At 32.2% G+C, this 24,040-nt stretch carries 18 protein-coding genes and 2 pseudogenes; 6 read left to right on the top strand and 14 right to left on the bottom strand.

What is annotated here, in order from left to right; translation table 11 throughout:
- The 10 genes and pseudogenes from SB773_RS24770 to SB773_RS24725 all read right to left on the bottom strand — a co-directional run.
- On the bottom strand, window positions 1-994 hold a 994-nt coding region (locus SB773_RS24770), incomplete at its 3' end, for a hypothetical protein (RefSeq protein WP_410592738.1).
- A gap of 15 nt (window positions 995-1,009) precedes the next feature.
- The gene (locus SB773_RS24765; protein ID WP_410592736.1) at window positions 1,010-2,095 is read right to left on the bottom strand and encodes a hypothetical protein; all 1,086 of its coding nucleotides are present in this window, start codon (window positions 2,093-2,095) and stop codon (window positions 1,010-1,012) included.
- A gap of 103 nt (window positions 2,096-2,198) precedes the next feature.
- Window positions 2,199-2,507 carry a hypothetical protein gene (locus SB773_RS24760; RefSeq protein WP_002130440.1) on the bottom strand — a complete coding sequence of 103 codons (309 nt, stop codon included), beginning with the start codon at window positions 2,505-2,507 and terminating at the stop codon, window positions 2,199-2,201.
- Window positions 2,508-2,538: 31 nt separating this feature from the next.
- Window positions 2,539-2,763: a hypothetical protein gene (locus SB773_RS24755; RefSeq protein ID WP_088083294.1), complete on the bottom strand. Its 225-nt coding sequence runs from the start codon at window positions 2,761-2,763 to the stop codon at window positions 2,539-2,541.
- A gap of 29 nt (window positions 2,764-2,792) precedes the next feature.
- Window positions 2,793-3,236 carry a hypothetical protein gene (locus SB773_RS24750; RefSeq protein WP_017674623.1) on the bottom strand — a complete coding sequence of 148 codons (444 nt, stop codon included), beginning with the start codon at window positions 3,234-3,236 and terminating at the stop codon, window positions 2,793-2,795.
- A 561-nt stretch (window positions 3,237-3,797) separates the two neighbouring features.
- Complete coding sequence (locus SB773_RS24745; RefSeq protein WP_002090828.1) at window positions 3,798-4,046, bottom strand: hypothetical protein; 249 nt, start codon at window positions 4,044-4,046, stop codon at window positions 3,798-3,800.
- A gap of 103 nt (window positions 4,047-4,149) precedes the next feature.
- Entirely contained in the window at window positions 4,150-4,725 is a 576-nt protein-coding gene (locus SB773_RS24740; RefSeq protein ID WP_410592732.1) for a TraM recognition domain-containing protein, read from the bottom strand.
- A gap of 37 nt (window positions 4,726-4,762) precedes the next feature.
- Window positions 4,763-5,117, bottom strand: a pseudogene (locus tag SB773_RS24735) (TRAG family protein).
- A gap of 187 nt (window positions 5,118-5,304) precedes the next feature.
- Window positions 5,305-5,545, bottom strand: a pseudogene (locus tag SB773_RS24730) (adhesin); the annotation flags it as partial.
- 207 nt (window positions 5,546-5,752) lie between these two features.
- Window positions 5,753-5,962 carry a helix-turn-helix transcriptional regulator gene (locus SB773_RS24725; protein WP_074594166.1) on the bottom strand — a complete coding sequence of 70 codons (210 nt, stop codon included), beginning with the start codon at window positions 5,960-5,962 and terminating at the stop codon, window positions 5,753-5,755.
- A 111-nt stretch (window positions 5,963-6,073) separates the two neighbouring features.
- Here SB773_RS24725 and SB773_RS24720 point away from each other — a divergent pair, with 111 nt between their 5' ends.
- Window positions 6,074-6,418, top strand: a complete 345-nt coding sequence (locus tag SB773_RS24720; RefSeq protein ID WP_098986526.1) for a helix-turn-helix domain-containing protein — start codon at window positions 6,074-6,076, stop codon at window positions 6,416-6,418.
- Between the two features lie 324 nt (window positions 6,419-6,742).
- On the opposite strand, the gene SB773_RS24715 is transcribed toward SB773_RS24720, so the two are convergent.
- Complete coding sequence (locus SB773_RS24715; protein WP_255302407.1) at window positions 6,743-6,871, bottom strand: hypothetical protein; 129 nt, start codon at window positions 6,869-6,871, stop codon at window positions 6,743-6,745.
- Window positions 6,872-6,882: 11 nt separating this feature from the next.
- Window positions 6,883-8,013 carry an AimR family lysis-lysogeny pheromone receptor gene (locus tag SB773_RS24710; protein ID WP_410592729.1) on the bottom strand — a complete coding sequence of 377 codons (1,131 nt, stop codon included), beginning with the start codon at window positions 8,011-8,013 and terminating at the stop codon, window positions 6,883-6,885.
- 509 nt (window positions 8,014-8,522) lie between these two features.
- On the opposite strand from SB773_RS24710, the gene SB773_RS24705 reads away from it, so the two are divergent.
- The 4 genes from SB773_RS24705 (at window position 8,523) to SB773_RS24690 (ending at window position 15,908) form a co-directional block, all read left to right on the top strand.
- Complete coding sequence (locus tag SB773_RS24705; RefSeq protein ID WP_410592727.1) at window positions 8,523-9,491, top strand: Replicase RepFR55; 969 nt, start codon at window positions 8,523-8,525, stop codon at window positions 9,489-9,491.
- 1,271 nt (window positions 9,492-10,762) lie between these two features.
- Window positions 10,763-11,326, top strand: a complete 564-nt coding sequence (locus tag SB773_RS24700; RefSeq protein WP_116349265.1) for a MerR family transcriptional regulator — start codon at window positions 10,763-10,765, stop codon at window positions 11,324-11,326.
- Between the two features lie 2,955 nt (window positions 11,327-14,281).
- Window positions 14,282-15,469 carry a ParM/StbA family protein gene (locus tag SB773_RS24695; RefSeq protein ID WP_002130458.1) on the top strand — a complete coding sequence of 396 codons (1,188 nt, stop codon included), beginning with the start codon at window positions 14,282-14,284 and terminating at the stop codon, window positions 15,467-15,469.
- Between the two features lies 1 nt (window position 15,470).
- Window positions 15,471-15,908: a hypothetical protein gene (locus SB773_RS24690; protein ID WP_001280890.1), complete on the top strand. Its 438-nt coding sequence runs from the start codon at window positions 15,471-15,473 to the stop codon at window positions 15,906-15,908.
- Window positions 15,909-15,977: 69 nt separating this feature from the next.
- Here SB773_RS24690 and SB773_RS24685 read toward each other — a convergent pair whose 3' ends face one another.
- Entirely contained in the window at window positions 15,978-17,657 is a 1,680-nt protein-coding gene (locus SB773_RS24685) for a helix-turn-helix domain-containing protein (protein WP_410592723.1), read from the bottom strand.
- A gap of 1,388 nt (window positions 17,658-19,045) precedes the next feature.
- Window positions 19,046-20,194, bottom strand: a complete 1,149-nt coding sequence (locus SB773_RS24680; protein ID WP_002130461.1) for an RNA-guided endonuclease InsQ/TnpB family protein — start codon at window positions 20,192-20,194, stop codon at window positions 19,046-19,048.
- Between the two features lie 966 nt (window positions 20,195-21,160).
- On the opposite strand from SB773_RS24680, the gene SB773_RS24675 reads away from it, so the two are divergent.
- On the top strand, window positions 21,161-22,861 hold the full coding sequence (locus SB773_RS24675) for a hypothetical protein (protein WP_410592721.1): 1,701 nt from the start codon (window positions 21,161-21,163) through the stop codon (window positions 22,859-22,861).
- The last annotated feature ends 1,179 nt before the right edge of the window (window positions 22,862-24,040 follow it).

Genomic DNA, 24,040 nt, shown 5'->3' with positions numbered 1-24,040 from the left:
GTTCTGTTGGTTTCTCTGGTTCTGTTGGTTTCTCTGGTTCTGTTGGTTTCTCTGGTTCTTTTGGTTTCTCTGGTTCTGTTGGTTTCTCTGGTTCTGTCGGCTTCTCTGGTTCTGTTGGCTTACCCGGATCTGTTGGTTTCTCTGGTTCTGTTGGTTTCTCTGGTTCTGTCGGCTTCTCTGGTTCTGTTGGCTTCTCTGGTTCTGTTGGCTTCTCTGGTTCTGTTGGCTTCTCTGGTTCTGTTGGCTTCTCTGGTTCTGTTGGCTTCTCTGGTTCTGTTGGTTTACCTGGATCTGTTGGCTTTTCTGGATCTGTTGGTTTTTCCGGTTCTGTTGGTTTTTCCGGTTCTGTCGGTTTCTCTGGATTTGTTGGTTTTTCCGGCTCTATTGGTGGTTTTGGTTTTTCTATCCCTGTATTTTCCGTATTACCATTCTCACCCTCCGTTATAATTGGTGGGTTCACAATTGCATCTGGTTTCTTCTCTGGTGGAAGAATATCTCCTATACTCGCTACTGAAGAATCAATATTCTGATCGCCGAATGCAAAATGATCTCCATTCACGGTGACTTGTGGCTTATTATCTGTAATAGCTGCAATCACATTATCTTTTGCTGTATCTTGAATTGATTTATCTGTCGTTTCTTTATCAAAGAGTGCTAGAACACGAGAAGTGGTGTCATCCCCATTTTGAAGATTACTTACAATAGATTTTTCTTTAAAATTAATTTTTGATTTATCCAACTCTTCGAGTACATAAGCAACTTCATTATCCTTACTTTGAATTGCATTCTCTGTAATTGCTTCGAAATCTTGTTTGTTCAGATTTTCTTTCTTTTCCTCCGGCTTATTCTTATCTACCTTTTTTGTAATAGCTGATTTACTTTTTGATGATTCCTTACTTCCAAACCAACTGCACCCTGTCGTACTCAATATCAATGAACCACCAAGAAAAACAATTCCCATTTTTTTGTACAGATTCTCATAATTTACAGGCATGTTATTCTCTCCCCCTTAGATGTTCTGTAGATCTTTATCAATCTTTTCAATCTTAGCTTTCTTTTCCTCTTCACTTATCGTAGATTGCTGAATATCTCGTTTCTCTAATTCTTTGACCTCTTTCATTACGTTTTTATTTCCTTGTGTTTTGGCAAAAGAATAACAATCTTCATATTTTTTTAGATGTACAAAAGCTTCAACAATGAGCTTTTCACGTCTACCATCCATATTGACTTTCCCCTTAAGTTTGATTACCTCCTCATATTTCTTATTAAGCGCTGCCTTTTCAAAGTCGATTACATCATTTTTGACATCAATTTCATTGATTTTATTCATGTTGTCTATCCCAATAAAATAAGCAACCACACTTTCTGCAAATTTCGGCTCATATTGTAATACCTTATTTGCCTTTCCGTTTAATAAATAAGTAAATAAAACTGCCTTCTGACTATCTTTATCTAATTCTGTGTAATTGACCTTATCGAAGTATTTAACGGCTTCTCCATATTGTTGAATGGCTGCCTGTTGTAATCCTTTTACTACATATTGTTCAGAACCAGCATTTGCACTCGAAACTGGTTCGGAAGAGAATAGCTTAAAGGCAAATATGGCACCAGCTCCAATTAACACCACGCTTCCTATGACACTCGCAATAATCTTGAACCCTTTTCTATTTTCCTTTTCAGGCTTTACTTGTGGCTCTATTTCATCCGTTGAACTATAAGAGGATTCTTCCTTTCTTACTGGTAATTCTTCTTGATATTCATATTCTTCATGAAAAGGAGAATCATTGATTTCCCTTTCTAACGTTTCTAACAGTTCCTTCTTTTGTTCCTCTTGTTCCGGATCTAATTGCATCACATTCATTTTTTTAGAAATGTGATCAAAAATATGATCTGCATATCTCGAACCAATTGATAACGTACCGTTATAAATTTCATTAGCATGACCATCTAACAAATCAAAATCAATATGCTCTTGTCGCCCAATTTCTCTATACACACGTTCTAAACGTTTGGTTAAGGTATAAGCCTCATGAAACGAATATTGCTTACCTGACTCAATTTCTGTTCCATTATTACTCTTAAAAATGACAAACATGGCTTCTCCTTTCTCACATTTACTTTAAATTCCATGAAAAAAGGCAACAAAAAAAGCCATACCCTTTGCATAGCTCCCTCATTGCCTTAATTATATTTTTTCACTATTTCATCCAGAAAAACGGGAATAAGATTTGACCAAATTTCACATTGCTATTTACGCTTTCTGCTAAGTATTGGCATCCCATTACGATAACAAGTCCGACTGCCCCACCAATAAACCACCAAACACATTTATGTCTTCCTCGTTCGCCGCCCCATATTAATAGATAAGCGCCAAAACAGAAAACAATTGCTGTACTAACTATTGCTCCTCTTTGCATCCATGTAATAAATGAAGTACCCGTATTAATTAGACCGTCCATCGCATCACCTAACACTAACATTTGAGCTACTGTTTCCAACATTGACATATACATTCACTCCCTTTTCATTTTTAGATGCTTATACGTTACTAAGCTGACTTGGCTCATTTGACTTGCTGTCTTCTTTTACTTCTGTTGATGTTGCCTTATAGGCTTGTAGAGCTTTCATTACTAAATCTTGATTTTCTTCAATGTATTTCTGATGATGTAAATGAAGCCAATGGTTATAATCCTGACCATTGGCTCTTAATAGGTTTGCTACCATATCTTTTTCTTTTTTTAATTCTCTCTGTGTAATCGCCACTATATCACCACCTTTCAATGATTATGTGATTACTTCTGATATTGTTCTTTGCAATTTTGAACAAAATAGGTAACTTCTTTTTCAAGTTCTGAAAGTTTATCAATTGTAAATTTAATCTCTTTTTTCACCTTACCTTTTTCATAATATGCAAGAGTATCCCTTCTTTGTGATAATCCCCAATCATGAGGGTTACTTGTACTTGGAATATCGTCACGATTTTCATCTAAACCTTTTACTTCAATCTTTTCTTTTTCAGCTATTTTTTTTACAAGGAAGATCCAATCTTCACTATGCCTCATGTTAGACGTTAGCATAACAAAACCTGTTCCATCCTCACTCATGAACTTCTTCATTTCTAACGGACTAAGTTCCATTACTTCCCCTTTTCCCGAACTAAAGACAAATGTTGAACCAATACCAATTGCAATTAACAGTCCAACTACAGCGGAAATGATCCACCCTTTACGACTCATACATGTTCCTCCCTATGTCATATTTTCATAAGCGATTTTGAAGTGTGATGAGACACGTTTAAACTTCAACATCTGTCTTTATTTTATAACATTTAAAGGAAAGTGGGATAGAAAATGGAAATATCATTTATGGCTGGAATGACGAACCCTGTATTGGTATGCGTATAGAAACTAACCCCGACCTAGCTTCTATATGCCCAATACCGCACTACGTATTTTGGCATGAACGTAGAACCTTATGTATCTACTGTTTGTATGGTTTATCGCTTCTTTAGAATGTCAAAATGGGATATTCCTCACGATCACTAGCGCAAACAGATTTTTGATACAATGCATTTCCAATGGTCACAGATATGAGTTTTACGTACGCACTCTTCTAACGATAATCGTATACCTAACCCCTCTAGTGACCGTTTCAAGGGAGGCACGCATATATATTGAAAGCCGTATATCATCCTTCTACATCATTACTGAAAGGAAGATATACGCAATATATATCTAAATTGTCAAAGAGCAAATTACTTTGTGCTATGTTCTCAGCACACTTCAAAATCGCTTTTTTTATTTACACTTTTGTTTTACGGCTACTAGTTCCGCTTGTTTATGTTTCCTTTTTGCGATCAAGTTTTGATGTTCGTCTCTGACAGAACGCACTTGATAATAAATTTGAGCTACATTTTCAATGCTTCCTGTGTTATTTTCAATTGCGATGGTGCCTTTCAGTTCGTATGTTTTTCCATCAAAAGTTTTGACACTATGAGCTTGTGATGCGGCAATATCATAGAATGTGAGCCTTTGTTCTTTTCCCATATGAACGCCTCCTATTTTTGATAAAGAAGGGAGAAAAACACTTCTCCCTTGTATAGTTTTCTAGCCATCTAGATAGGATAAAATAGTGAACGAGTGCTTGATATCATGCTAGGATTGTTGTGTTGTACGAAGTGATAATGCGTTGTGCTGCCTCTTTTCCGTATATGTGCTGTAATGCGGATTGAGATTCAACTACGATTGAATGATGAATGTGGTATGTTGCGCTGTCTTGTAAAAACTGCTCCATATGAGGGATCGGGTACAAATCATATTGATGAAATACCAGGTGAATTGGTCTTATATTCTTGCATTCTGTTAGATACTGAAGAAATTTAGATAATGCTTCTCCTCTCTCTTGATACGTACTTATTTCCGTTTCTATACTGATATACACAACTGATTTTTGTTTTACATCCATTTCAAGCGTTTCATAACCAGTTAGTAAATCATGTTTGATGATGTGATATCCTTGTTTTTGTTTCTCATGATGTGTATCTTCAAAAAAGATGCCTTTCGGATCAAAAATGAAAATAAAATCATCGGTTGTTTCTTTCACACCTTCTATGACCGATTTATACACCCCGAAACGAGCTTTTATCACACCTGCAACCTTTTCCCCTTCATTCAGTTCTTTCAACGCTCTAATCACCTTTGTATACTTCTTAGCTACGCCTAACATGCGTTGCACTCCTTCCTATTTCATTTTCCGCTTATGACTAGTATTGAAACCAAAAATACGCTTTTTGTTCCCCTCTCTTTTCACGTTGATGTTTTTCCAAAATGTATAACAATCTGATAGTTATCGCATCCCTTGTTTCTTTTGAATAATGACCTAACTCATGAAATATAAGATAAGCTGAATGCTTATTTTTAAACGAATTTAATACTTCCTACCAATAATTTTGTAGCAGATTCTCTTCATTAATCATTTTGATTTATTGGTTTAATTACGGTTTGAGCGATTGAATCTACTTGCATTAATTCTTCTAGCATTTAGGTACTCTTGCGCCGCACAACGTCTTCCCCAAGTTTCCCTAATTTTTTCGCTTTACAGACGTATACTTCTGGCACTTCATGTCTCGCGGTGTCTTATATTTTGCTCCCTATCCAAAAAACAACTAACCAAATGGGAAGTACGAATATACATGCATTCCGAAATCCAATAGAAAAACTAAGCGGATTATCATCTATTCCACTGAAATAAGTTTCGTATTTCTTCATATTCTCTTGTCTCAATTTACAATTAATCCTTTCACAATTAAACTTTCTCTCGGTTTCTTGCTGCAAATACGGCTCCAATTAAGCCATGTGCAACACATATAAAATCAATCCATTTTATGTATGGATTTTCGGCCTTATCGCCTGTTGTTGGAAGGTTACCTTCTACTTTTATTTGGTGTTTGTTCTAGTTGTGGTTGCTTTATTTGTGGGGTTACGGGTTGTTCGGTTACTTTTGGTTGTTCTAGTAACTGTGGTTGTGGTATTTCTAGTTTATGTGGTTAAAATTTGAACAGCTTCTTTAATTTCAAAAGTATGGGTTTCTGTTAATTTGATATTCATCTGATACAAATATTTTTCATATGAGCTTGAAACAATAGTAATCAGAAATTTCTGTTTTAAAAGCTCAAAAAATAACAATAAAATTGTACCTTTTCTACGCGGTTCATTTACAATATAAATGTATAAATATTTTTTGGGAAAGTAGTTTATTCCACCTTTGCCCGATAGTAAGTTGCAAAAAAAAGATTCTCAATTGGTTCTTCAAAAAAATCTGCAATACTTTTTGCTCTGCTAAAAATCAAACCTTTTCTCCCTGATTCTACATCGTATAAAGTACTTGTAGGAATTTCTGAACCCTTTGAAACTTCTTTAATTGTATAACCCTTTAACTCACGAATTTCTCTTAGAACTGTCAAATATCTCACCCCCTTATTTACAGTTTATTCGTCTTTAAGACTAAAGTCAACATCGATAATGTTAGTTTTTTTAAATAATAACACATAAACAGTTAAAAGGAGTTGGAAATCATGTTTGGACAAAGATTAAGAGAATTAAGAAACAAAAAAAATATGAGCGCTACCGCCCTTGGAAAAACATTGGGGATTGCACAAACAACAATTTCCAATTGGGAAAATTCAGGAGCTGAGCCAAATTATGAAATGCTAGTAAAAATCTCACGCTTTTTTGGTGTATCAGTTGACTATTTAGTTGGAAATGACGATGATTCTAATAAAAATGAAATAAGTAGATTAGCAAAAGAATTATATGAAGACCTTAATTCAGTCTCCGAAGATGAGCGTCAAGAAATAGAAAAAGGATTATTAGGATACATAGAATTTCTCGGGTACAAAGTAAAAAAAACAAAGAAATAAATCCCCCACCGTTTAATTTGCTCTTTTTGTTAGACTAGATTTTGAGTTTTTATTTTGTCGTATATACGTTTTTAATTTACTATGTAGTTCAACGTAATCGCTTGTTTGTGACAACACTGATACCAAGAAATCATAATCAACTTGTTTACATATATTTTTCTTTTTCATCAAATAAGCACTCTCCTTTAAGATGGATTTTATTTTATGAATCCCTATTTTTACGCATTAGTGGAACGAAACATTACAAATTACCAACAAATGTTCCACTCCTTAAATGACAAATGACACTACAATTTTTTGTAGTGTCATTTTTTAAAAAGCCTATCATCCGGCGCCGCCACCAGGATCTACCATCATATATTGAATAACTTTAGCAATACTCCCTTGCATGGGGAGCATTGTTAATGCCGTTATTGTAATTTGTAAATATGTTTTCCTTGTCCAATTTTTCACTTGTACCACTCCTACTTCAATTTTAGTACATTTTTAGGAAGTTCTGCATAGAACAAGTCGTTATTTCTCTCAAATGCCAATAATGCTTCTCTCATTAAATTCATATCTTCTCTTGCAAGAGCCTGGATGAACACTTGTAGCGGTGTCAGGAAATTATTTTTTCTTTTAATTTCTTCAATAAGTTTATCTGCTTGTTGATTCAGCTCTCTTTTGACATACAAATATGCAAGTTCTGCCGGGTTTTTTGGTTCAATATCATCTAAATTCTTTTCAAAATGTATGTTAAGAAAATCTAGTGTAGTTTGTATCATTTGTTTTTTCTTAAGCATCTTTTTGTTATTTGGGGATATCATAAGTTGCAGCCCTTTATCCAAGTAGTACTTGGATAATTCATAATCGCTTAGTATATATGTCTCACCCATGATACAATATGCTGTTGCTTTGGGTATTAAAGCTACTCTCCCCTGTTTAGCAATCATTTCAGTACATAATTCTCTTGCCTTTTCTAACTCGTTATTCCTATGAAAACTTGTAGCAAGCAATTCCATAGTGCGTAATTCGTAAGAAGAACGTAAAAATGGATTTTTTAATTTTCTAATTTGTGATAATAAATCATTTGTATATTCACTTACCAAATTATAATTTCGATAATCAAAAAAAGCATAGATTAGTGAAAAATCCATTGGGATTTTGCTGATATCATCTGTACTCTTTCTTTGTTCCATTTTCCTTTTTACTATTTTAAAAAAAGTTTGCGTATTCATGTTTCCAGCATTTCTTAAATAAAGTAATTCATAAGCATTTGCAAATTTACGATTTAGTATATTGTTAGACCCTTTTTCCTTATCAATTAAATACTGTAATACATCTAATTCTCCACACATGTCTAAATATTCAAAAGCAACTCTCAAATTCACTTTGCGCTTTGCTTCCTCACAATATTTCAGTACTTCCATCTTCCTAAAATTATAATCATGTGGGTATAACATATTCAATATTTCAGTAAAAATATAAAAATCAAACTCTCTTTTTCTAGTAAATGAATCATTTATTTTAGAATGGCTGGTATCAAATATTGCTGCAAGCTGTCTATTAGTAATACCTTTATCATTTAAGTCTTTATGGATTCTTTCTAGAATCATGATATACTCTCACATCCTCTTGAAATGCTAACGTATAAAAAGGTCTATACGTATAGAATATTCTGTAAATACATCTTAACAGAAATCAGTGAAACTTTCGTTCCAATATACATTTTTCAATATTTCTATATAGATATCAGAATTTTCAGTTAATAAATACGCTTTCTTATCCAACTTTTAACCTATTCTTAGTTGATATTTCAAAAAACTATGTGTAAAATAGTTTATAAATTACCCATATTAAAAACGGTTTAATTAATGCTAGTAACATTAAATTTATAAAAAAAAATAAAACCCCACCGCACGGTTTTTAATTAGTCTAGGTCGGCAAACTTCGAACTAATTAAAAACTCCTCTGGATAGGGTTTTAAATTCACATTATAAATACATGTGTTTTTTCTTTAATATCATACTTGATATTAAAATTATACCATAAAGTGCATACGATGTGAATATAAAACCCCTGTTTTCCTGTTTATTTGTGGTGGGAAAATTAGGAGGTTTTTTCTGTGTTGTTACACAACTTTTTACTTAGTCGAGCAAAAGCGGAACTAAGTCCCCACATCAATCACTTATCAAAGAAAACTGGGGCTATTAATCAATCAATTAAGAAAGTTACTACTTATATTGATAGTATTGTCCTAGAATGCGAAGGTGTTACCACAAAAGATTACCTTACCAAAAGAAAATATGAAGCTTTAGAAACAGTTTTATCGTACCTAGTACAAGAAGGATATTCCCAAGTAAGGCAAGATCATATCAGCAAAAAATCAGGTATTTCAAAACCTGTCATTAACTACGTGTTAACATGGCTGCAAGATCTGGGAGTATGCCAACAAATTAGAGTGCGAAGACACGGTAAGATTGCCCCTTCCATTTACATTTTAACCATACATAACAACTATTTAAAAATTATTGAATACTTCAAGATAAAATGGGCTGTAGCAATTGATGTATGCTCTACTTTCACTGAATTTCTAAGTAAAAAGCTCTTTAAGAAGACTGTTGTAGCCAATCACGAAGATATAAAGAATGATATACAAGTCTCGTCTAATTCTGTAGATATTTTCAGCGCAAACAAACAAGCAAAATCAAATACGTATTGTGAATTAAAAGAAAAGAATAACAGATTACAAGATTTAGACGACTATCTAAGTGAGGATCAGAGAAAGGCTTATTACTACATTTTAAGTCAAGAACTAAATCACCTTAGTGAAAAGGATGCATACACAATTGCTTTAAGGATGCCACCTTATATCAACCGCTATGCTAGATGGGATTTTGAAGAATGTGTGCAATGGTTCCAATACAATGAAGCTCAAAATAGCAATCCCGCACATTTTATAAAAATGTTTGGACAAAGATCTAAACAAAATTGGGAACGAAGAAATCATAACGCAATAGAAAAGAACTCTCTACATGGGATAAATAAAAAAGGAGAATTTGTTTTCTATAATTTCTTAGAAGAAAATAATTAAATTTAAAAAATCATACTAGTATGTAGCCTTGCTTAAAAATATCAAATATAGCAAGGCTATTTGTCATATCCTCTTATAAAAGATCATACACTTTTATTTTTCGACACAAGAAACTTCAAAGTACAAATCATTTTATAGAATCTTTTTATGAAGTTCCAGGCAATTTACATATAAGATTAACGGTAATTTATTTCTGGATAATTCGCCATTTACTATCAAATTAATTTTGAAATTTACTAAGAGAAAATCTCGAATAGCTTGTCAGAGTATGTTTAAAGGCATCATAATTTATTCTAATGTTTTTATTGGTTATACTTATTAAAACAAGATTTATTTAATATAGCATTCTGAAAATCTCTCTGTATTGTCTAATTTTAGGGAATCCGATTAAACTTGCAAAACATATAAATAATTATGCAGATGCCTATTATTGGCTTCCCTAAAATCTGATGAAATTCTATTTGTTTCAAATTAAGCACATTAATATACTCCCCTCCCCCACTTCTAATATCATTAGCAATTGAATGCATTCTGAAAAGATCGTCCATACTAATAAATGTGAACTCCTAAATAGGGATTTGTAAAATCATTTCGATCTAAGACTAAACACCTCTAATGCCCTGCAGATTTTGTAAAATTCTAAGACACCCCCATAAGCCATTTTTGGCGAAGATTAAGCCGTTTTAGGAGCCAGGAATATTACTAGTAATATCTAGAATTATCCCTTTTGACCCTCAATAAAGGACTTATAATTGTTTTATATAAGAAACTCAAAATAATTATTCAAGATTTAAATAATACGTACCTTTAAATCGAGAATTATTATTCACTAGTAAAACGCTACGTAAACGGATAGCGTTCAAATAGATTTCCTTATTAACTTTTCATGTATTTTAAATTAAAAGAATATTAACTAGATACTAATTCTATTAATGAAAGCTTTGATTCTTGCACATATATCTAGTAAAATTCTTATATTGGAAACAAACTTCTAATAATAAAATTTCAAGTAATTCTTTAATTATTGTATTATCTAATAAATATTCACTTATTTTCAAAGGTGAACGTTATGAAAACGGATAGCGTTTATAATTTAATTACCTCAATACTAGATACATAGACAAATCTAATACACAAGTATCTACACAGGATACCTTTTGAAAGTAATAAAAAACCTTACCTTGTAGCCCTATAAAGATTTCTATTTTTAGAGGAATGATCCTCCTAATAAAGAAAGAATATCTAACACACAAATAATGGAGGTGTGAAATTTGGAATATGGATATTTTGCACAAGAAGTAGCAAAGCAACTAGATATTAATACTAATACACTTCGTAGATGGTCAATTGAACTAGAAAAAATGGAGTACATATTTGAAAGAAATGAACGTAACCAACGAATTTATTATGAAAATGATATAGATATTTTAAAACAAATGAAGGAATACCTAAATCAAAACTGGAAATTAGAAGAGGCCGCTACACGAAGCATGGATATAGTCGGAGAAAACACCGAAAAAACGGATAGCGTTCAAGAAGAACCTGATACTGAAGTAACACTTCAGAAACGTTCAGAAACGGATATTTCAATAATTCAAGATAAGTTTTCCTATATGTTTAACCAACAAGAAAAAATTGTACAACAAAACCAAGATATTATTAATTTACTATTACAGGAACGCTCAGAAAAGGAAGAAAAAGATTTACAAATTCAGTTACTACAAGAAAAACTGGATAAAACAATTCAATTGTTAAATGAAGATCGCCAAGAGCAACAGGAACAACAAGATAACACTAAGAAAACGTTCATTCAACGTTTGTTCAATCGAAACTAATTCGGATATGCATTTTCTATCAAATACATATCCGAATTAGTAAAAAAAAGCGGAAATTACCGCTTTTTTTTTACTCATCTTCACAATGCTGAGTGTACATTTTTCAAAAGGAGTTCCTCTTATATCTTTTTTTTATAGCCATTTAACTTTGAAATTAAAACATTTTTTTATAATATACATCAAACTAACACTCATCAAACGTTCATATAGCTATACATTTTTACTTAGCTTCATACATACCGCCTTTGTACATTGAAGAGAAGGTAAAGCGATTTAATTTATAATATTATTAATTGAAAAAACCTCAAGAATTCCTGTCTTTTATCATCCTTATCCAATATACTTTTCTAAATTTAAACGAATCAAAAACATCTTAATCCCTTGATATCAAAAATCCGAACGCGCCATGAACGCCTAGCGTTCATGCTAAATCCCAGTGTGTATATACTTAAATTCTATATAGTTGTTCCTCAACTCAAATTTTAATTCGATCTTGTATGAAATTTGAAGTATCGGTTGCAATTTTATTTCGTTTTAAGGAAATTCCAGCATGATCACAGCTATATACATATCTCTTTTACCTTTCCTGTAAACTCCAAATATCTTCAGTATCGTTACTATCAACATATTCATCATACTTTGCAGAAATCAGCAAATTCTTTTATCGATTTTTGGGGAAGATTGACTAGGTTCTATGATTCCCCAAAATTTTAATAAAGCTTCATCGGAAGCTCCATGTTTTTGCAAGTCTTCTTTAATATTTTTAACAGGTCGTGTCTTCCATATAGAGTGCGGCATTCGATTGGCATACAATAATGTTACTAATTAAAGCTTTCATTATCGCTAAATCATTGAGCTTTATGAACGCTATTAATAAATTTACATTATACAACCAAAGCAAGGATATCTTAACACCTTATGGTAATGGATTTAATAGCTTATGAACGCATAGCGTTCACGTTTTGTAAAGCGTTAAATTAACGCTTTACAAGCGCTCATACTATATGTTCTCAATCTTGTTGTAATGAAATTATTTATTTAATAATTAAAAGATTATCTTCTATATTTTATTATTAAAATAGCTCTTTGTAACACTAGTTTTACAAAGAGCTAAGATATGTTGAAGAGAATTTACTATATTTAAATTTGGTTATGATTAAGTACTGATCGTTATTATAGCGTTCAGTATATGTTGCAATGAATCTTTTAACATTATATATAATGCTCCAGCTTTAATATTAGCAACTAATATATGTAGTTATAGCTCAGATCTATCTTATCCAGACGTCATTGATATGCCGTCATAACTATATTAATTTGTAGATTAATTCTCGGGATGTTCCTTAAATTATGCTTATTTATTACAAATATAGAATGATAAACTCATGTGTATCATTTAAATAAAACTACAAGGTCAAAATAATGTCCCCCTAAATTTAACAAACAAAGCCTTCTTGATCATCAGCTTGTACATCTTTTATCAAACTTTATAAACTATTTTAGTATCAGTCGCATTTCTCTCAAAAAACTCATAAACGTTGATATTAAAAGGATAGTCGCTACAAAAACGGACAGCGTTCACGTAATGTTAAACACTAAAATAACACTTCGATAACGTTTATACGGTAGAGAATTCAGATACATTCTCTAAAACATCAAATCCTCTTGAAAGTATTAAACTTTCAAATCCAACTACTTTATTTGCAAAAAATGAATTTCAACTTAAATAATTGAGCTGGATCATATACAAAATACTCACTCTAATCGATGCTTTCATTATTACTCTAGACCTAGAGAGCAATACCAAACTTTATTATGTAAACTGTGAACTCGCATTATATACATGGATCAAAGAAAGCAAAACGCCCTAAATTAGTTTACTCGCTCTATGGAATGACACCTACAATGAAACAGGAAAAGGATTAACTTATAATTCTTGCTCTGCAGAGCTCACTCAACTAAAAAGGCAAACTGATACGGGAAGCAAGTTGTGGTTACCAAAATAAGGACGTTAAAAATCTAAAACTTCGTGAGTGGGATTGCTCTTCTTGTAGCCCATCTCACGATAAAGGTGTTAACGCAGGACCTAAATCTTAGAAACGAAGCTATTCGTCTCTTAATCGTAGGAATCTCCCACTTCAAACTTAAAAACATATCATAACAAAATTACATTATACAACCGAAGCAAAGATATCTTAGCCTTATATAACGATACGATTTAGACATAATAATGCAATTTTAATACCAGCAACTAATTTATGTGTCGCTATAGCACAGATCTATATTATCCAGGTTTCATTGATATGTCGTTATAGATATATTAATTTACAGATTGATTCTTGGGATGTTCCTTAAAGCATGTTTATTCATTAAAATTATAGAATGAACAGCTCGTTTGTATCATTCGCATCCCCCTCAAAAAAACTTATAAACGTTGATATTAAAAGGATAATCGCTACAAAAACGGATAGCGTTCACGTAATGTTAAACACTAAAATAACACTTCGATAACGTTTGTGCTATTAGGGGATTCGGATACACCCTCTAAAACATCAAATTCTCTTAAGAATATTACAATTTAAACTTTTAAGTCTAACCTTAATCTCTAAAAATATATTAAAGGAATCCTATCAACGAATATAGAAAACTTCTCCAGGACCTATACAAATGAAGTACCAAACGTACTATTAACTTAAAAAAAGAAAATCTATCCAATACGCCGAAACGAAATATAAAATAAATATCTATTACATATTTATTTTATATTTATCGGATTCCATTCCTAACACACGAAATAACATTAACCCCATTAATATTTAAAATATATCAAAAATATATTTATTTTATATTTTATTGATATCAACCCCTTCTGGACTCTTGATTTTATTCTGATTTTAAGTTATAATATAGTTAATAAATATAAATAAGAAATAAAAATTATAGAGGTGATGTATAATGACAGATTTAAAAGGGAAGAATCTTCATATAGACATTGAAGGTGATATTGGAAACGATTCTTTTAAAGGTTACATCAATGGTGAATACATAAAAATGAAAAACGTATATCAAAGCGTTTACTCAATGCCCAATGTAACTGAAACAAACACACAAAAAAATGTAATCAATTTAGTAGACAACATGTTTGTAAATATTGCTAGTAAATCAATTAGAAGATCCGGGATGTATTTTATTGGTAATCGAGCGATGCTAACAGGGAAGAACCCAAAAAACATGAACATTAAAGTAGGCCAAAAATATAATGATGATTTACCTCTAATTAATATGCTAGGACTAATTGCAAATAAATCAGTTCAGCTTGAGTGGGAAAGAACTGAACAACTACCACAATCAATTAATGTGACTGTTGATCTTATTTCAGCTATTCCAGCAAGCCAATGGACACCTGTAAATGCTAAGCACCTAGAGCAACGTTTTACTAATTCAAATCATGTTGTAGTTGTTTATGTAGGGGAAGAACAAGTAACGGTCAGCTTAGCATTTAACAGTGCAAACATTACTCAAGAAGGTGTTCCTCCTTTATATGCAATCCTTGAAGGCGAAGAAGATATGTTTAGTGATTTCATTAAACTATATAAAGACAAACTTGAGGTAGAGACTGTAAAAAAATCATTCTTTAAGAACAAAAAAATCTTGCATAGTGACATTGGAGATGGAACAACTGAGTATATATACACAGTTGGCGTAAATCCAGTAATTGATGCTTGTAGTGGAGAAAGACGTGGAGTTGGGCACGCTACAGAAGAAGCTGTTAAGCTATTAAACCAAGAGCGTGGAACAAACATTAAACGCCAACAATTTTCACAAATCCTTCAAGATCCAGACCATAAATATCATGAAGAAGCAACTGGGTACTTTAATATCACAAAAGTGGAACAGGCTGAACTTATCTTAGAAGATACAAGTGAAAAATATGTAAGTAACACAGCTAGTGAAGCTGAAATTTTATGTGTATATGGTGGGGGAAGTGTTACTTTTAAAGATGAATTATATGAACAATTATTAGAGTACTGTGAGCGAGTGGGTATGTACTTATTATGGATTCCAGAAAAATATGCTGTAGATATGAATGCTAGAGGGATGCAAGTAATTAAGAAAATTCTTACTCGAAAAAAGGTGAGATAATATGTCTGACAAGAAAAGAGAATCTTTCTTTTGGAATCTCAAAAAAATTGAGAACGAGGAATTCTTTAAATGGTTTGAATCTCAAGGGAATATAGCAGATTCATTATATAAACTTGTCTGTTACTTTATTGATAAACATGGCTTACAAGATGTTGGTGATTATAAGATTCAACAACAAATGCAAAGAGAAATCTTACTTCAAGATAAAGATTTTTTAAATGAGGTTAAACGGTTCCTATTGAATGATTCAAATCTCATTATCAAAAATGAAGACCCAAGCATCCATAATGAGAGAAAATCTCCTAATGAAGAAATTGAGACTTCTGAAGAGCAATCCGATAATGAAGATGTAAAAAAAGAAGACGTTTCTAAATCTGAAACAAAAACTTTGAATGATGAATATGAGGATCTTGATACAGCAAGTTTATTTGGCAATTAGTATATAAATACTCTAAAAAAAAGAGTCCTAGAAATAGGACTCTTTTTAATACTAATTTTTAGCTTTAACTTACATTTTATCGATGATGATTTGTCTTTTATACCATTGGTTTAATTTGCTTCTCGCCGTACTAGAGAGACGCTTTGTTTTTTTATTATAAAATCTAGAAAGAGTAGGCTGTGATATACCTATCTCTATTGATAGTTCTCGCATAGTTATATTCTTCTTCATATGAATAAACTCTATTTTCTCCCTGATAAGTTGTTCATTTTCATTCGTATCTAATGGTTTTTCTACAATTTTTACTGGATGACTTTCCTCATCTATTGTATCAATTGTTTTCTTTTTCGCTAAGTTTTCCATTGAACTAATTAGTTCTTTGGGTGGCAATATTACTATTCCTAACTGTGAATAATAATTTTTAAACCAATTCTTCTTTGTCAGTTTTTCTTCTTCTAAAGCATTATGATATTCCCAATGAGAAATTACTTCTTCTTTTTCTAAATCACTAAGAACATTTTCTAATTGTTCGCGGATACGGTTAGGTTTTTGTTTTTGATTTATACCCATAACTGCTAACAAACCTTTATCTCCACCTATAGAATAAGGTCTTTGTAAGCTAGAAAACATTTGACGTATTCTCCATTGCCATGTCAAATATCGAATTAATCTTTTATGATATTTGTGTCTATAACTATTATATTCAAGTGCCTTTTTTGATAATAATGCTGTAGTACTATTAGATCCATATAGATATCCGGATAAGAAACTTCCCGGTTTGATTCGACACGATTCTATCCCCATGTATTCGTTTGTGTTTTTATCTCTCCATAGAACTACGGAATCTAATACAAATAGTCTTTTAATTACCTCGCGTTTTACTTCATAATGCTTACCTGTTTCAGCGCGATCATTTAATACGACTACTTCATTGTCATCATTTAGATATATAAAAATACTCGCTAGGGCCGCAATCCGCTTCGCAACTTTAATTTTATCTTCTACCCTATAATATTCGACACCATTTGCCTTAGCCTTTGAAACACTGCACATTTCTAAAACTTGTTCATATGAAAAATCAATAAATTCATCAGGCGATTTTGCTTCATTCAACCATTGAATCGTGATGGTATCTAAACAATCTGCAGTTAGATCATCCATATTACTCATTACACCATCTACTAATGTATTCCATCTTGCTGTCTCTTCAATGTTCGTTAACTTTAGATCTTCATCTTTATGAGAGGAAAGCTGTGCCACTCCATTACTATCCTTTGTTTCAATAGGATAAGATTTTAACCGTGTGTTTTCATCTTCCTCAAATTGATTTTTAGCTATTCCATCTCTTAACTTATAATAGACCGCGGAGTTATTTACTTCTACATAGTTTTCATTCAATATGTTCGCATCTGATTCACTTGTTGCTGTATGCACTATAGTACTAGCTGTCTGATTTTTACGAAACTCTTGTTCAATAAAGACACCTATGGTCTCATGAATAATTAATCTGTAAGCATCTATATTTTTAAATATATCTAGAGGAGAAACACCTTTTCTTTGTTGTTGCTCTAACCACTGTACAAGCATTGAAAATGATGGAGAAAGGTATTCTGAAGTCACAATTTTACTATTATCTGCTTCAACATCAACATAATAGGAAACCCATTTATGCCACAATTGCTCATCTTGTTTATACAGTTGTTCAGTTATTGATAGTGCGTCTCTAAACAATTGTAGAACGTCTTCCATTTAAATTCGGCTCCTTATATACATTTAGTTATTATTGATCTTAACTTGAAAATAATTAGCTATATGATGTTCCTTTTTATAAAACTAGAAATAAAGTCAGAATATTCAATTCTTTCATTTCACCCTTAACATGTTAGGGGCTCTAGTTTGCATACTTATAGCACACTCTGTAACTGATTATACAAGACTGAATCGATTTGTAAAATCCAAATAGCAATTATACAAGTACTTATACAATAACCTATCTTTCATCCATTAGCTCTTTTTCTATTAGATTTTTAGTAATATTATTTATAAACATAAAAACTATTATACGTTATATATAGATAATTGGATTTCAATGCCGATACAAAGCATAATTTATCGAATTTACCGAAAGAATTCTCCTTCCTCAAGCGTGTGAAGGGCGATAGCCCAACGGTAGGTGGGAGATGAATTTCGGTTTGGCATAGCCAAAAACGTTTGATAAACTAGCTATATGAAGTTCTTTGATAACTTGATATATGAGGTTGCAGGAAGAAAATAGAGTGCGAAAACCAAGCCATTCGGTTCCTGCGTAAAATATCAACCGTACCAAAAGAGCATCCAAGCGTTGGACATCTAGGGGTGGAACACCCCGAAGTAACGCTCAGGGAGACGAAAGGTTACTTTCGTCGTGGAACTGAGAAGCTCCCACTTCAAGCTTAGCTAAGTGGCGAGTAGTTCACAATATCTTATCCTTCTTAAACAAACACCATACATTTTCATAGCAAAGGAATGCAAGTATACTGATCTATACTGCATTCCTTTATTGTAATTGTATGTCCACTATATTTTTATTCTTCCTTTTCTAAAATTAAAAAACTAACATCCAAATTTCTTATTTTTCACCTCTTTCTGGATCCACTCCATTGTAATAAAAACTCTTCATTAAATGTCCAAACTATTAGCTATCCCCCCTAAACAACAATAATTTTTAAAATAGAAGTTCCAACTGTTATAAAAAACAAAGAAAGAGTGGAAAAGCAATACACAAACGTGTAAATCACATGGAGTAAACCGATAAAAAGAATGAAAATTCTGATAATTTATTCGCTAAGGGTTTTCGTTTACTCTTTCTTTGTTATTATGAGTTTAACATTAAAAATAGCATAAATCAACAAAAAAACAAAAGATTCTTATATTTTCGACATTTTATTCACCTCGCTCTAATTTCACCTTAAAAACATAGTTACAGTAGCTGTGAACTACCCACCACTTACCGATTATCACCGCTTGAAGTGGGGGCTTCCTGATTCTACAAGCATTGCCTATCTCTTACGAGATTCGGTCTTACACGCTCTCCACAGGCGTAGATTATACTGTTCGGACAAGACCTTGCCCTACAGTTATATAGATGTTATGTACATTTAATATGTTGGCTGATACGCAATTTGCGTTAAGCCGGCTTTTTCAATGTTAATCGCTGCATTGTGGTCACGATCCAGTACAGTACCACATTGTTTGCATACGTGCGTACGAACAGAAAGTGATTTCTTAACTGTTTCCCCGCAATTCGAACATTTTTGTGACGTGTAGTGCGGTTTTACCATTACCAAACATCCACCATTTCGTTTTGCCTTGTAGGAGAGGAATGTACGGAACATCCCCCAACCTGCATCGTGGATGGATTTTGCTAGGTGACGGTTACGTACCATATTTTTGATTTTTAGGTCTTCTATACAAATTACACCATAGCTGTTGGTTAATCGGAAGCTTAGTTTGTGCAAGAAATCCTTACGTTGATTCGCTATCTTCGTATGAATTTGTTGTAATTTGTCTACTTGCTTGCACCAGTTCTTCGAACCTTTTTTCATTTTTGAATGTTTACGTTGCGCACGTTTTAATTTACGCTCTTCTTTGCGTAAAAACGTAGGATTCTGAACTTCTTCTCCATTAGATAGAACCGCAAATTTTTTGATACCTACATCAATACCAGTTGTTTTATTTGCATCACAAATAGAATCTTGGTTTACGTGTTTTTCAACACAAAAAGTCGCAAACCAACGGTTTCCTTGATGTTTTATGACAACTTGTTTAACGCGGCCATCTAATTTACGGTGCCATTTGATATCAATGACCCCTAATTTCGAGATAAGAAGTTTACCGCCTTTTGTGAGAGAACACATACGACGGCTTGTCCCCAAGGAACCATCCTTCTTTTTATATTTGAACATACCAAATTGAGTAAGAGTAATAGAACGATATTCTTTAAAACTTTTCATTTTTGGATAGCCAGCATCCTTTTTAAAGAACTTTTTATAGGCTTTTTCCAAGCGCGCAAACACTTCCTGAAAAGGTTGCGAAGGAACCTCTTTTAAGAAATGATATATCTTTTTATCAAGTTTTTGCTGATTTTGTAATTCATACCGTGTTAAGTCTTTTTTGTTTTGTTTATAATATCGTTGTTTATCTAGCAAAGCGGAGTTATATTGCTGACGACAAATGGAAATCCATCTCTCTAGTGTATGTTGTTGTTCTATTGTAGGATAGATTTCAAACCTGTAGTTCAATTTCATTATGTCGTCACCTCCGAATGTTCGTTCTAATAACTCTATTATAAACAAATTTTACGATGCTTTACCACTCAGAAGTACTTTTGTTAGGGCGGGCCATTCATCTCCCACCTACGCTGCGCTTAGAGGAAGGAGAATTCTGGCTGAAGTTCGTTAAAAGAGAAGTGAAAGTAAAAAAATGTAAGGATTAGAATATTAATGTTACTTCGAACACCCCAAATTCATCAAAATGAAAATTTATAGCCATATCATTCCCCTTTCCATCAAAACATGAAACAAAAATGATATTATGTAACTCTTTTTACTAACTCGAAATTTTTTTCTAAAAGTGTTTAAAGCTTGATATATAAGCCTTTCTACTAAACCTATACTATTAGTTATGAAAATTTATAGCTATATGATGTCCCTTTTTTTTAGATGAAAACCCCCTTAAACCTTTTTATATTAAGGCTTTACATGTTTATAACCCTATTTTCATGTATTTATGCAACATGAAAATCCATAGCTGTATGATGTCCCCTTTTTTACCCAAACATGAAAACTCTCCTAGCCACTTCATGTTCCTTTTGTAATTATAAAATTACAGATAAACCGCATTAATATCACTGTTTAAAAGGGTTCATCTGTTTAATTCACAATTATAAACATGAAAATCCATAGCCATATCATGTCCCTTTTATTTTTTTGAAAATCGATATAACTGTTGATTTAATCATGTTTACAAGGTTTTTTTGCTATTTCCCTTCTTTTCTACCAATATGAAAATCCATAGCCATATCATGTCCATAAAAAAATTTTCAAGAAGTCTGAAACCCCTTGATACACAAGGGATTAAAGGGCGTTTCATCTTTTTGTTTTTTCTCTTAAAGGGACGCATTTCAGCAAATTTCGATTTGGTATAATCAAAATTGGTATATTTTATAGTGTTTTGGCATTTATTTCTGAATTTATAGGTAGGAGGTGAAAAAGATGGGAAAATCATTTATTATTCGTAATCAACGTAGTTTAAATGGACAATCTACAAATGCAGTTTTAGTAACACTGAAGTCTTGGCAAAAACTTGTTGAAACTTTCGAAGAGAAATACTACAGCTCTAAAGATACATACCTTGAGGATATTGTTAATCAAATGACATATGAGGAGCGTATTGCCGATGTGGATGGCTTCGTAGCACAGGCTAAACCATCTTTTTCACGTCGTACACTATCTGCTATTTCGGAAACAATGGGAAGAAAGCATAAATTATATGGCCTTACAAACGCAGATTTGGAAGTCTTCTTATATCTACATAAAAAATGTTACACGAATGGAGTCATTCCAAATGTAACAATACATATGATGTGGGAAGATTACAAACTATATAAAGAAGAATTTGCTTACATACAGCATTCTCAATTCTATATTGCATTAAAGAAATTAAGTATACATAACATTATTACGATTGAAAATGAATTAGATGGCCGATATACAATAAAATTAACTCATTTTATGAATGAAGAAACTGAAAAGGCGAATGCATATGTTTATATTAGCCCGGTGGTATTTACGAAAGCTTTCTTTGAGCTATCAGTTGCATCTAAGAAGCTATTCATAGATATTGCTATGCAACAGCACAGTGAAACTACACTAAAACGTTCCCTAGACAAACAAGATGAAAAAGGGAATAAAACTCATTTTGGTGGGATGTACCGCTTTTTACATAAAAAATATCCACATCAAATCCGCGCAGTTATGACAGAATTAACAACTGCATTACCATGTACAGGGACTCCACTATTCAAAATTTGTAAATTACAAAAAGGGGTTAAGAATAAAAAAAGATATACGACTCTATATCTATCCTTACATACGGATTTCTTATGTGCAAAAGAAACAGGAGAAGTACAGTATCGCGATCCATTCACACCAAAGCTTACTTATGCTCGTAAAGCTCGTTTTATCGAATCCGTACTACAAGAAATGAATATTGGTGAATTTACACAAGACATGAACAAATTTATCCATGTACTTAAATATACATGCCATCGACAAATTCGAAGCGTAATTCATAGCTTACGTGACATGATAGATCGTAATGAAGAATATCCAAGCAAATTAGTATATACACTGAAAAAATTATTAAATCAAACATCACAATATCAAATTCTTGATACCGCAGCTAAAGAGGGTATTTATCCTCTGATTACACAACATGTTCCAAAAGAACAAAAAGAACAAGCTGTATTTGATTTCGGATTACATTTCTCTATGTACTCTCTGCGAAACATCAAAAAGCTGTTCCGCAAAACGTATGAGTTACTAAACTACAAATTTGCTGTACCTGTTACAGAGGAATCATATCACCGCAACTATCTAAAGTATCAAGAAGAAACGTTGTTTAGAAAGTACGCTTATGAACAAGGTACACACCTAAACGCTTATATGGCTTTAGAAATAGAAATACGTGAACTCTTAAAGGCAAGAGGACATAAAGAGCGCTCTATTCCTAGTGATGTTCGGGAATTGTTCATTGAAAAGATAGATAGATTACCGAAAGAAAAGCTTCGCGTTATTGAAGTACCAGATAACTTTAATTTAATTACATTTATGCGTGCCTTTGAACAGTTAATACGCGCTGGTATCCCAGTAACAACAGCTGAGCAAGTACTGACAGCAATGAAAACGAATTAATCATAATCAGCTCTCTATTTTTGAAAAAAATTCAAGATAGAGGGCTATTCGTGTTGATACGTTTATTGTGAAGAATTTTACTCATTCTTCACAATAAGTAACTTTACTCGATTCTATTCATAATAGAGTCTTTTTTTATGCAATCATATACAAAAATAGTGTGATACCTATCTCAATTTCCACACATACTTTCATAAAAACATGTTATAAGTTGTCTAAATACATTCAAATATCTACAAGAAATCATAAGAAAAAAATTAAATTTCGTGGATAAGTAGATAAATAACACATAATGTGAGTAATTTTGTGCAATTATCATTGATATATATAGCTTATACGCCTTCATCTATCAAAAATCATCAATATTAATGTGAGTTATGTGCTAAATCTTAATAATGTTGATTAATTAACACATAATGTGAATCTTTTGTGGGTAAATACAATAAGATTGTTGAGATTCAGTGAATTCACATGAAATTTTACGATTGAATAAATATGTTTAACAATGTATCAATTTGTTTCATTTTTTATGTAGGAATACTAAATTCCATTTATGATTATTTGTAGACTTTAGATCATAATATTGCCTATTTTTCCGTTGTGAGATTCTACCATTTATGATTTTTTACGTGATGAGATGTTAAAAGTGTATGTTACAGTAAGGATATACATACATTTGCCGGTCCTATATAAGTTTTATCTTTATATTTTTAAGATATATAAGATATATATTTATATTAGATTTTATTAACTACTCTTCAATTCCATTGTTACTAAAATAACTGAAAAGATTAAGTTACAATTTTTGATTTTACTTTCGAACCACTTATAAAAGGAATAAATTAGGAAACAATATTTTTTAATCAGTTATATATCTGATTAAAAAAATCATACAATAAAAAAAGAGAGTAACATGCTACCAACATGTGCTCCTCTTTTGATAACTGCTACCGTCAGGTGGTGGCTATCAATTATCATTTATTTTTACGAAAACCACTCTTTTTCTGCTTGCGACGGCGTGAAGAAAAGGGGGGGGTTCTTGTTATTAGCACAGTTTCAAAGAATTTAAGATTTTTGTCGAATGTCATTCCAAAATAGGAATGACGTATTTTTTTTTGGACAAATTCGAAAATCCGTATCATTATCATATGTATTTAGTGTATCTAGAAATCTATATGG

The organism is Bacillus sp. SIMBA_074, from assembly GCF_046534555.1.
GTDB lineage: Bacteria > Bacillota > Bacilli > Bacillales > Bacillaceae_G > Bacillus_A > Bacillus_A mycoides.
Note: the sequence above shows the minus strand (reverse complement) of the source record. Positions and strands in the feature narration are given on the sequence as shown.